At 70.6% G+C, this 10,944-nt stretch carries 11 protein-coding genes; 6 read left to right on the top strand and 5 right to left on the bottom strand.

Going from position 1 to position 10,944, the window contains the following annotated elements; translation table 11 throughout:
- The 6 genes from dacB to folE all read left to right on the top strand — a co-directional run.
- On the top strand, positions 1-1,211 hold a 1,211-nt coding region (gene dacB, locus WH07_RS09250), incomplete at its 5' end, for a D-alanyl-D-alanine carboxypeptidase/D-alanyl-D-alanine endopeptidase (protein WP_046497712.1).
- 457 nt (positions 1,212-1,668) lie between these two features.
- The gene (locus WH07_RS09245) at positions 1,669-2,796 is read left to right on the top strand and encodes a zinc-dependent metalloprotease (RefSeq protein WP_046497686.1); all 1,128 of its coding nucleotides are present in this window, start codon (positions 1,669-1,671) and stop codon (positions 2,794-2,796) included.
- A gap of 231 nt (positions 2,797-3,027) precedes the next feature.
- Complete coding sequence (gene tilS, locus WH07_RS09240) at positions 3,028-4,071, top strand: tRNA lysidine(34) synthetase TilS (RefSeq protein WP_046497683.1); 1,044 nt, start codon at positions 3,028-3,030, stop codon at positions 4,069-4,071.
- An 89-nt stretch (positions 4,072-4,160) separates the two neighbouring features.
- Positions 4,161-4,700, top strand: a complete 540-nt coding sequence (hpt, locus tag WH07_RS09235; RefSeq protein WP_046497711.1) for a hypoxanthine phosphoribosyltransferase — start codon at positions 4,161-4,163, stop codon at positions 4,698-4,700.
- Between the two features lie 217 nt (positions 4,701-4,917).
- Positions 4,918-6,945: an ATP-dependent zinc metalloprotease FtsH gene (gene ftsH, locus WH07_RS09230; RefSeq protein WP_046497680.1), complete on the top strand. Its 2,028-nt coding sequence runs from the start codon at positions 4,918-4,920 to the stop codon at positions 6,943-6,945.
- Between the two features lie 112 nt (positions 6,946-7,057).
- Positions 7,058-7,663 (top strand): GTP cyclohydrolase I FolE, encoded by a 606-nt coding sequence (gene folE, locus WH07_RS09225; RefSeq protein ID WP_046497677.1) that lies wholly within the window; start codon positions 7,058-7,060, stop codon positions 7,661-7,663.
- Positions 7,664-7,734: 71 nt separating this feature from the next.
- Here the strand turns inward: folE and WH07_RS09220 are convergent, their stop codons facing one another.
- The 5 genes from WH07_RS09220 to folP form a co-directional block, all read right to left on the bottom strand.
- Complete coding sequence (locus tag WH07_RS09220; protein ID WP_046497674.1) at positions 7,735-8,238, bottom strand: DUF3180 domain-containing protein; 504 nt, start codon at positions 8,236-8,238, stop codon at positions 7,735-7,737.
- 49 nt (positions 8,239-8,287) lie between these two features.
- The gene (folK, locus tag WH07_RS09215; protein ID WP_046497671.1) at positions 8,288-8,902 is read right to left on the bottom strand and encodes a 2-amino-4-hydroxy-6-hydroxymethyldihydropteridine diphosphokinase; all 615 of its coding nucleotides are present in this window, start codon (positions 8,900-8,902) and stop codon (positions 8,288-8,290) included.
- Positions 8,899-9,258 (bottom strand): dihydroneopterin aldolase, encoded by a 360-nt coding sequence (folB, locus tag WH07_RS09210; RefSeq protein ID WP_046497669.1) that lies wholly within the window; start codon positions 9,256-9,258, stop codon positions 8,899-8,901. Before folB ends, folK begins: the two co-directional genes overlap by 4 nt.
- Positions 9,259-9,451: 193 nt before the next feature.
- Positions 9,452-9,910, bottom strand: coding sequence for a nuclear transport factor 2 family protein (locus WH07_RS09205; RefSeq protein ID WP_046497667.1), 459 nt, complete (start codon positions 9,908-9,910; stop codon positions 9,452-9,454).
- A complete protein-coding gene (folP, locus tag WH07_RS09200) occupies positions 9,907-10,770 on the bottom strand; it encodes a dihydropteroate synthase (RefSeq protein ID WP_046497664.1) in 864 nt (287 codons plus the stop codon). Before folP ends, WH07_RS09205 begins: the two co-directional genes overlap by 4 nt.
- Positions 10,771-10,944: the final 174 nt, after the last annotated feature.

The raw sequence follows: 10,944 nt of genomic DNA, 5'->3' as shown, positions 1-10,944 counted from the left end.
CGCCCGCACCCGCCCCCAGCGCCCCCGGGGTGCTCTCCGCGCTCACCGCCCCGGCCGCCGAGCCCGCCGAACTGTCCGAGGACCTCAAGGAGAAGCTCGGGCCGCTGCTCGACAACAAGGACCTCGGCCGGCTGCGCAGCGCCTCGGTCGTCGACGCCGCCACCGGCGAGCCGCTGTACGGAAGGGCCGCGGACACCCCGATGACCCCCGCCTCCACCGTGAAGATCGCGACCACGGTGGCCGCGCTCTCCGCCCTCGGCCCCGACCACCGCATCGCCACCACGGTCCGGGCCTCGCCGGACGCCACACGGCTCACCCTCGTCGGCGGCGGGGACTCCACCCTCGACCGGACCGGTCTGGGCGCGCTCGCCGACGACACCGCCCGCGCGCTGCGCGACCGCGGGGTCGCCAAGGCCGAGCTCCACTACGACATCTCCCTCTACTCGGGCCCCAAGCTGCACCCCATCGGCCCCAACGACAACATCGCCCCCGTCACCGCGCTGATGACCGGGCAGGCCCGCCTCGACGACTCCACCCGCGGACCCGCGCTCCGCGGCGGCGATCCCGCGGGCGCCGCGGCCCGCGAATTCGCCGAACTGCTGCGCGAGCGGGGCATCCGTACGACCGCGGCCCCCACCGAGGCCAGGGCCCCCAAGGACTCCAAGCTCCTCGCGCGCACCTACTCCCAGCCGCTCTCCGCCCTGGTCGAACGCACCCTGACCGACAGCGACAACGACACCGCGGAGGCTCTCGCCCGGCAGACCGCGATCGCCCTGGGCATGCCCGCCAGCTTCGACGGCGGGGACCGGGCGGTCCGCGCCCAGCTCGGCAAGCTCGGCCTGCCGCTCACCGGAGCCCGCTTCGCCGACGGCAGCGGCCTGGACCGCAAGGACAGGGCCAGCGCCGCGCTGCTCACCGCGCTGCTGGCGCGCGCGGCCGACCCGGACCACCCCGAACTGCGACCCGTGCTGACCGGGCTGCCCATCGCCCGGTTCACCGGCACTCTCCGGAGCCGGTACGAGAACACCGCCCCCGCGGCCGGACTCGTACGCGCCAAGACGGGCACGCTCACCGGGGTGAACACCCTGGCCGGCACCGTCGTCGACGCCCGGGGCCGGCTGCTGGCCTTCGCCTTCATGGCGGGTTCGACCACGGCTCCCGGGGAAGCGCAGACGGCCCTGGACCGGCTCTCGGCCGCCCTGATCCGCTGAACGATCCGCTGAACCCGCGCGCCCCCCTCGTACCGCCGCGCGTGCCTGTCCCGCGTGCCCCGTCGTATCCGCCGCGCGTGCCCGTCCCGTACGCCCTCCCGTACGTCCTCTCGAAGCCCCGTCCACGTACTCCGCCAGGCCCTCCGACGGCCCAACCGGCGCCGGAGCCCCCGTCCCGCCCGGTCCCGGGCCTGATTCCGGGGTGCCGGTGAACCCTTAGGTCCTGTCCGGTCGATCTTCGTGGATCAGACCGCGGCGTCTGGTGCGGTGCATCGCAAGGCGGAGGATCGCCCTTGTACTGGACGTACTCGGGCGACTCCGACAACGCAGCGAGGTGCCGTGCCAGGCGTCGTGGGCCCGCGAAGATCGGCCGGACAGGGCCTAAGGGGCGGTACGAGGGAAGATCCCGGTCCCTGACACCTCACCGCTCCGCGGGCCGACCACGTACGGTTGACACATGACGAGCATCGGTGGTGCCGAGATGGTCGACTGGAATCTCGCGGTGGCGACCGCGACCCGCCTGGTACGGCCCGGGCCCGAGGTGACCCGGGACGAGGCGCGCGCGATCGTCGCCGAGCTGCGCAGGCATGCCAAGGCCTCCGAGGAGCATGTACGCGGATACACGCGGATGGTCCCGGACGGCCATGAGCCCCCGGACACCCCCGTCCTGGTCGTCGACCGGGCCGGCTGGGTGAAGGCGAACGTGGCCGGGTTCCGCGAGCTGCTCAAGCCCCTGTTCGAAAAGATGCTGGAGCGCCGCTCGAACACCCCCGGCGGCGCGGTGCTCGGCGCGGTCGGCGGCAAGGTGACCGGCGTGGAGCTGGGCATGCTGCTGTCGTTCATGGCCTCCCGGGTGCTCGGCCAGTACGAGACCTTCGCCCCCGCCACCCGCGATCTCCCCGCGGGCGAACACAGCGCCGGACGGCTGCTGCTCGTCGCCCCGAACATCGTCCACGTCGAGCGCGAACTGGACGTCGATCCGCACGACTTCAGGCTCTGGGTCGCCCTGCACGAGGAGACCCACCGCACCCAGTTCACCGGTGTGCCCTGGCTGCGCGACCACCTCCAGGGCGAGATCCAGTCCTTCCTGGACGAGACCGAGGTCGACCCGATGACCGTGCTGGAGCGGCTTCGTGAGGCCGCCCAGTCGCTCGCCGGCGGCCGGCCCGAGGGCGAGGAGGACGAGCACGGCAGAAGCATCGTCGAGCTGGTGCAGACCCCCGGCCAGCGCGAGATCCTCAGTCGGCTGACCGCCGTGATGTCCCTGCTCGAAGGCCACGCCGACTATGTGATGGACGGGGTCGGGCCCGATGTGGTGGCCACCGTCGCCGAGATCCGCGAGAAGTTCCAGCAGCGCAGGGCGCGCGGCGCCAGCCGGCTCGACCAGGCGCTGCGCAAGCTGCTCGGCCTCGACGCCAAGCTCCGCCAGTACCGGGACGGGGAGCGGTTCGTACGGACCGTTGTCGAGGAGGTCGGCATGGCCGGCTTCAACCGGGTCTGGACCTCGCCCAACACCCTCCCCACCAAGGCCGAGATCGCCGAACCTGCCGACTGGATCGCACGGGTGCACCGGAAGGCGGACTGATGACCCGGGCCCGGCTCACGGCGATCCACGGCGGTGGCCCGCGGCCCGTGGCAGAAGCACGCCCCATGTATCACCCATCCGAGGGACCGTGAGTGAGGGATAGGCGTGCAATGCTCGGGTAATGGCTCGGTTCTGTCACCATCGACGCACTCTGAGTGACGCTCTCCGTCTGTACAGCGGCCGGGACACCGAGCGAGGCACCCCCCAAACACATCACGAAGGGCACCGGATATGGGTCCCCATCCTGCGGTCGCGGCGATACGCCTGGCGGTACGCCGCGTACTCCACGACGTGCTGACCGACAGCGCGGTCGTCTCGTCCCCCACCGCCTCCCCGGCCTCCGCCGCGCGCCTGTACGGCGAGCGGCCGCTCGTGCTGGTCGCCTGCTCCGGCGGCGCCGACTCCATGGCGCTCGCCTCCGCGCTCGCCTTCGAGGCCCCCAAGCTCTCCGTACGGGCCGGCGGGATCACCGTCGACCACGGCCTCCAGAGCGGCTCCGACCTCCGCGCCGCCGAAGTCGTCGCCCGGCTCGCCGCCATGCGGCTCGACCCCGTCGAGTCCGTCGCCGTGACCGTGGGCCGCGACGGCGGTCCGGAAGCCGCCGCGCGTGACGCGCGCTACGCCGCCCTCGACGCCGCGGCCGAGCGCCATGGCGCCACCGCCGTCCTGCTCGGCCACACCCGTGACGACCAGGCCGAAACCGTCCTGCTGGGCCTCGCCCGCGGCTCGGGCACCCGCTCCCTGTCCGGTATGGCGGCCGTCTCGGGGACGGCCGGCCGCTACCGGCGCCCCTTCCTCCAGCTCGACCGCCAGACCGCCCGCAAGGCATGTCTGGTCCAGTCGATCCCGGTCTGGGACGACCCGCACAACAGCGACCCGGCCTACACCCGCTCGCGGCTGCGCCACGAAGGCCTGCCCGCGCTGGAGAAATGTCTCGGCAAGGGTGTCGTCGAGGCCCTGGCCCGTACGGCACAGCTCTCCCGCGACGACGCCGACGCCCTCGACGCCTGGGCCGCCGACGCGGACCACGCCGTACGGGACGAGACCGGGCTGCTGGACTGCGCGAAGCTGTACGCGCTGCCGCCCGCCGTCCGCCGCCGGGTGCTGCGCAGGGCGGTCATCGCCGCGGGCGCCCCCGCGGGCTCGCTGTTCGCCCGTCACATCGAAGAGGTCGACCGCCTGATCACGGGCTGGCGCGGCCAGGGAGCCATCAACCTGCCCGGCCGGGTGGAGGCCATGAGGCAGGGTGGCAGACTGGTCGTCCGGCAGGGCTGAAGCGCGGAAGCACTACGGCTGTGTCTCCCGGGGCGTGAGTCCCGGACCCCCGGCCGACAACGAAAGTGATACGGGTGGACGACAAGGACATGGGCAGCGACCTCCAGTCGGTGCTCATCACCAAGGAAGAGATCGACGCGAAGCTGGCCGACCTGGCCGCGAAGATCGACGCGGAGTACGCAGGCAAGGATCTGCTTCTCGTCGGGGTCCTCAAGGGCGCCGTGATGGTCATGGCGGACCTGGCGCGCGCGCTGTCCACCCCCGTGACGATGGACTGGATGGCCGTCTCCTCGTACGGGGCCGGCACCCAGTCCTCCGGAGTGGTCCGGATCCTCAAGGACCTCGACACCGACATCAAGGGCAAGCACGTCCTGATCGTCGAGGACATCATCGACTCGGGCCTGACGCTGTCCTGGCTCCTCTCCAACCTCGGTTCCCGCGAGCCCGCCTCGCTCGAAGTGTGCACCCTGCTCCGCAAGCCGGACGCCGCGAAGGTCGCGATCGACGTCAAATGGATCGGCTTTGACATTCCGAATGAGTTTGTCGTCGGATATGGCCTGGATTACTCGGAAAAGTACCGGAACATGCCTTTTGTCGGGACGCTTGCGCCGCACGTCTACGGCGGCTAGTACGGCGCCCGGGCACGGGCCGGACCCGGCGCCGGAAAGGCTCCGCCGCCGGGAACCCCAGGGGCTCTCGCGCCGTTGAAGCATGGGAAGACGGGTTTGTCAGCCGTCCCGTGCCATCGCGGGCCACAATGCTGGGGTACCGTCCGAAGAACAGTCTTTTTCTCACAGCGGCATTTACCTACGGGCAGGAGGGACGGGGCGACTTCGCTCCGTATGGATGGACGTGAAGCGATACTTCCGTGGGCCGGTCATGTGGATCGTGCTGGCCGTCCTCGCCGTGGTCGTGCTGATGCAGGTCGTCGGCTCGTCGGGCGGCTACAAGACGGTGGACACCGGTGAGGTCGTCCAGGCGATCAACAAGAACCAGGCCGAGCAGGTCAGACTGACCACCGGTGACGAGCAGATCATCAAGGTCGACCTCAAGGACGGCCTGAAGGTCAAGGGCAGCGACAAGATCCAGGCGAGCTATATCGGCAGCCAGGGATCGACGCTGGCCAAGACGCTTCAGGTCAAGTTCCAGAACGGCGACATCAGCAAGGGCTATACGGTCTCGCCGTCGAAGCAGAGTCCGTTCATCTCGGTGCTGCTGTCTCTGCTGCCCTTCGTCCTGATCGTCGTCGTCTTCCTGTTCCTGATGAATCAGATGCAGGGCGGCGGCTCCCGGGTCATGCAGTTCGGGAAGTCCAAGGCCAAGCTCATCACCAAGGACACCCCCAAGACGACCTTCGCCGATGTGGCGGGATCCGACGAGGCGGTCGAGGAACTCCACGAGATCAAGGAGTTCCTCCAGGAGCCGGCGAAATTCCAGGCGGTCGGCGCCAAGATCCCGAAGGGTGTGCTGCTGTACGGCCCGCCCGGTACGGGCAAGACGCTGCTCGCCCGCGCGGTCGCGGGTGAGGCCGGGGTGCCGTTCTACTCGATCTCCGGCTCCGACTTCGTCGAGATGTTCGTCGGTGTCGGCGCGTCCCGCGTCCGCGACCTCTTCGAGCAGGCCAAGGCGAACGCCCCGGCGATCGTGTTCGTCGACGAGATCGACGCCGTCGGCCGACACCGCGGCGCGGGCCTCGGCGGCGGTCATGACGAGCGCGAGCAGACGCTGAACCAGCTTCTGGTCGAGATGGACGGCTTCGATGTGAAGGGCGGCGTGATCCTGATCGCCGCCACGAACCGGCCCGACATCCTCGACCCGGCGCTGCTGCGTCCCGGCCGCTTCGACCGGCAGATCGCCGTCGACCGCCCGGACATGCAGGGCCGGCTGGAGATCCTCAAGGTCCACCAGAAGGGCAAGCCGGTCGCCCCGGACGTCGATCTGGGCGCGGTCGCCCGTCGTACGCCCGGATTCACCGGCGCGGATCTGGCGAACGTGCTGAACGAAGCGGCGCTCCTGACGGCGCGCAGCGACAAGAAGCTGATCGACAACCACTCCCTGGACGAGGCGATCGACCGCGTCGTGGCGGGCCCGCAGAAGCGGACCCGGATCATGTCCGAGAAGGAGAAGAAGATCACCGCGTACCACGAGGGCGGACACGCCCTGGTCGCTGCGGCGTCTCCGAACTCCGACCCGGTCCACAAGATCACGATCCTCAGCCGTGGCCGGGCGCTGGGCTACACCATGGTCCTGCCCGACGAGGACAAGTACTCGACCACGCGCAACGAGATGCTCGACCAGCTCGCGTACATGCTGGGCGGGCGCGCGGCCGAGGAGCTGGTCTTCCACGACCCGACCACGGGCGCGGCCAACGACATCGAGAAGGCCACGGCCACGGCCCGCGCGATGGTCACGCAGTACGGCATGACCGAGCGGCTCGGCGCGATCAAGTTCGGCGGCGACAACACGGAGCCGTTCCTCGGCCGGGAGATGGCGCACCAGCGCGACTACTCGGAAGAGGTCGCGGCGCTGGTCGACGAAGAGGTCAAGAAGCTCATCGAGACCGCGCACAACGAGGCCTGGGAGATCCTCGTCGAGAACCGTGACGTTCTCGACAATCTGGTGCTCGCGCTCCTGGAGAAGGAGACGCTCAACAAGGACCAGATCGCCGAGGTCTTCGCGACCGTCGTCAAGCGTCCGGCCCGTCCGGCGTGGACCGGCTCCTCGCGTCGTACGCCCTCGACACGCCCGCCGGTTCTCTCGCCCAAGGAGCTGGCACTGACCAATGGCGCGGCAGGGTCGAACGGCGGAATGCCCGCCGTGACCAACGGCGACACCTCCGCCGAGGCGCTCCCCGAGGACCGTCCGGAGAGCTGAGGCCCGGCCTCTCATACGGCCCGGAATGGATGCCGCGCCCCCCAGGTTTTAGCCTGTGGGGGCGCGGCATTCGTCTGCCCGCCCACGAGGACGGCACAGGAACGAGGCACACATGACCGACCCGGTGACGCTGGAGGGTGAGACGCCCATACGCGAATTCGACGAGAAGCGGGCGGAGAATGCGGTGCGCGAACTCCTCATCGCCGTCGGGGAGGACCCGGACCGCGAGGGTCTGCGAGCGACCCCCGGTCGTGTGGCCCGCGCGTACAGGGAGATATTCGCGGGACTGTGGCAGACGCCGGAGGACGTGCTGACGACCACGTTCGATCTCGGCCATGACGAAATGGTGCTGGTGAAGGACATCGAAGTGATGTCCTCCTGCGAACATCACCTGGTCCCCTTTGTGGGGGTGGCCCATGTCGGCTACATCCCGTCGGCGGACGGGAAGATCACGGGTCTTTCGAAGCTGGCCCGGCTGGTGGATGTCTACGCCCGCCGGCCGCAGGTCCAGGAGCGGCTGACCACACAGATCGCCGACTCCCTGATGGAGATCCTGGATCCGCGGGGGGTGATCGTGGTCATTGAGTGCGAGCACATGTGCATGACCATGCGCGGGGTGCGCAAGCCGGGGGCCAAGACGATCACGTCGGCGGTGCGCGGGCAGTTGCGGGTGCCGGCGACCCGGGCGGAGGCCATGAGCCTGATCATGGCCCGCTGACACGCCGGCCGCTGGCGGCCGGCCGTGGCGCTCGGGGTCGTGGTGGCTCGGCGCTCAGCGGCCGTAGCGGCTCAGACCGGGCCGGCGGGGGCCGTGCCGTGGTTGTTGTGGTTCTTGTCCTCCGGGTCCTCGGGGAGCTTGCAGACGCGCTCCAGGAAGAAGGCCGCGACGATCACCGCGATGCCCGCCAGGACCGAGAAGCCCGCATAGATGGCCTGGTCGCGGCGGGAGGGGATGTCGAGATGGCCCAGGAGATAGACGCCCGTACCGCCGTAGATACCTGAGACCAGGGCCGCCACCAGGGCGCTGGCCTGGCCGAAGACGACCGCGCGGGCCGCCATCAGAGGATCGACCCCCTTGGCGTCGGGGCGGCGCTCGCGCTGGGCCTTGAGCCGGGCGCGCAGGGACAGGGCGGTGGCGGTGAGCACGGCGGCGATCACGGCCAGGACGATGGGCGCCGCGAGCGGGACGCTCGGCAGCGTGCCGAACGAGTCCCAGAGCCGGGCACCGGCCCAGGCGAGCACACCGGCCACCACGAACAGGCCGGCCAGGACGCCGATCCGCAACTGCTTCACCGAGAGAGCCGCCCTTCGCCTTGCCGTACCGACCCGCTGAGCCTAACGACTACTCGGGGAGGCGGAGTTCCAGATCCTCCCGGGTCCGCACACCGCCGCGGCCGATCCGCGCGAGCAGCTCGGCGACCGCGCCATGGCCGGCCACCTGTGCCTCCGGCTCCACGTCGTACCACGGAGCGAGCACGAAGGCGCGTTCATGGGCGCGGGGGTGAGGGAGGGTGAGCTGCGGGTCGTCCGAGACGACGTCCGCGTACGCCAGGATGTCCACGTCTATGGTGCGCGGCCCCCAGCGCTCGTCCCGGACCCGGTCGAACGCCTCCTCGATGGCCTGGCCGCGCTCCAGCAGGGACGACGGCGGCAGTGTCGTCCTGATCACGACGACCGCGTTGAAGTACGACGGCTGGGTGCCCGGTTCGACACCCCAGGGCTCCGTCTCGTACACCGGGGAGACCGCCTTGACCCGCAGGCCGGGCGTGTCCTCCAGCGCGTCGATGGCGCCCTGGAGGGTCTCCAGTCTGTTGCCGAGATTGGAGCCGAGGGAGACCACGGCGCGTTTCGGATTGGAGAGCGTGGTGTCCGCCGCGTCCACCTGCGCGACCACAGAGGCGGGTACCGGCTGCACGGTGGGGTCGCTCTGCGGCCCATTGGTAGAGAACACGCTCATGCTCGGCTCCGGGTGATGGTGACGGTGACATCGTCGAACGGAACGGTGATCGGGGCGTCGGGCTTGTGGACGACCACCTCGACCTCCTGGACCCGGTCGTGCTTCAGGCACCGCTGGGCGATGCGCTCGGCCAGGGTCTCGATCAGGTCGACGGGCTCCCCCTCGACGACCTCCACGACCTCCTCGGCCACGATTCCGTAGTGCACGGTCTTCGCCAGGTCGTCGTCGACCGCTGCGGGACGGGTGTCCAGGCCGAGCACCAGATCCACGATGAAGGTCTGGCCCTCCTCCCGTTCCCGGGGGAAGACGCCATGGTGCCCACGGGCCTTGAGGCCGCGCAGCGCGACACGATCCACGCGAATCACTCCTGCTGTCGTTGGTCCGGGGGCACCTGACCGCGTTCGGGCGGCCGCGTGCCCTCGCCTGAATCTACTCGCGGGCACCGACAGCTCTACCCCGAGGGGGTGACGGGCGCGGCGCCGCGCCGTCGGGGGCCGACCTCGCGCACGGCCTCCGGCAACCGGTTCACACAAGGGGGCGCCTACCCACTCAGGCCGGTGTCTCGTCGTCCGGTTCCTCATCGGTTTCGGTCAGAACGGGTGAACCGTGGTGGGACCAGAGTTTCCAGCCCTCGGGGGTACGCCGGAACACATTGGTGGCGACGACGAGCTGGCCGACGAGCGGTCCCAGCTCGCCGCTCTCCTCGGCCGGGCCGCCGCTCAGGATGTTCTCGGTGCAGGTCACCAGGGCGGTGTCCGCGGCTACGGCGACCGTGACATCGGTGAGGAAGAACTGGATGTACTCGGTGTTCGCCATGATCAGGGCGTACGAGCGGAGCACATCGCCGCGGCCGGTGAGCACGGGCCAGCCGGGGTGGACACAGGAGATCTCGTCGTCCTCGCCCTCCAGCCAGAGCCCGGACAGCACATCGAGGTCCCCGCGCTCCATGGCCTCGTAGAAGGTCGTGTTGGCCTGCTCGACCTGTTCCTGGTCCGTGAGGGCGGTCACCGGGCGGCGCCCTCGACCGCGCGCGCCACCCGTACGGCGTCGGCGGTCGCCCGTACCTCATGGACCCGTACGGCCCAGGCGCCCTGGTGGGCCGCTATGGCGGAGACCGCGGCGGTGGCCGCGTCGCGCTCGCGGGCAGGCGGCGGGGATCCCTCGCCGCCCGCGAGAACATGGCCGAGGAAGCGCTTGCGGGAGGCGGCGACCAGCAGCGGGCGGCCCAGGGAGCGCAGTTCCGGCAGATGGGCGAGGAGCGCGAGGTCGTGGCCGGCCTGCTTGGCGAAGCCGAGGCCGGGATCGACGACGAGGTATTCGGGGGCGATGCCCCCGGCGATCACCGCGTCCATACGGGCGCGCAGTTCGGCGAGGACCTCGGCGACCACGTCCGTGTAGACGGCGCGGCTGTTCATGGTCTCGCTGAAGCCGCGCCAGTGCATCACCACGAAGGGCACGCGCGCGGCGGCGACCGCGGGCACCATGGCCGGGTCGGCGAGCCCGCCGCTGACATCGTTGACCAGGACGGCTCCGGCCGCGACCGCCTGCTCGGCGACGGAAGCGCGCATGGTGTCGACGGACACGGCGACACCCTCGGCGGCCAGGCCCCGTACGACCGGTACGACGCGTCTCAGCTCCTCGTCCTCGTCGACCCGGGTGGCGCCGGGGCGGGTGGACTCACCGCCGACGTCGACCAGGTCGGCGCCCTCGGCGACGAGATCGAGGCCGTGCTTGACGGCGGTGGTGGTGTCGAACCAGCGGCCACCGTCGGAGAAGGAGTCGGGCGTCACATTGACGACACCCATGACCGCGCAGCGGTCCCACTCCGGCAGGCCCTCGACGGTGCCCCGTCCACGCAACGTACTCATATGCCCACACTAGGGGGTGCCCGGTGGATCTTCCCGGGCCCTGGTGCCGGAAGGCCCCCCGGGGGACGGCGGGGGTACGGCCCGCCTCCTCCCGGTACGGCCCGGACGGCACGTCCGCCGAACGGGGGCATCCCCGTGGCACGCCGCGGCCGATTCGGGGAGGGTTCCTCAGCG

The sequence above is a fragment of the Streptomyces odonnellii genome (assembly GCF_000981895.1).
GTDB lineage: Bacteria > Actinomycetota > Actinomycetes > Streptomycetales > Streptomycetaceae > Streptomyces > Streptomyces odonnellii.
The sequence above is the reverse complement of the archived record's forward strand: the minus strand, read 5'-3'. Positions and strand labels throughout refer to the sequence as shown.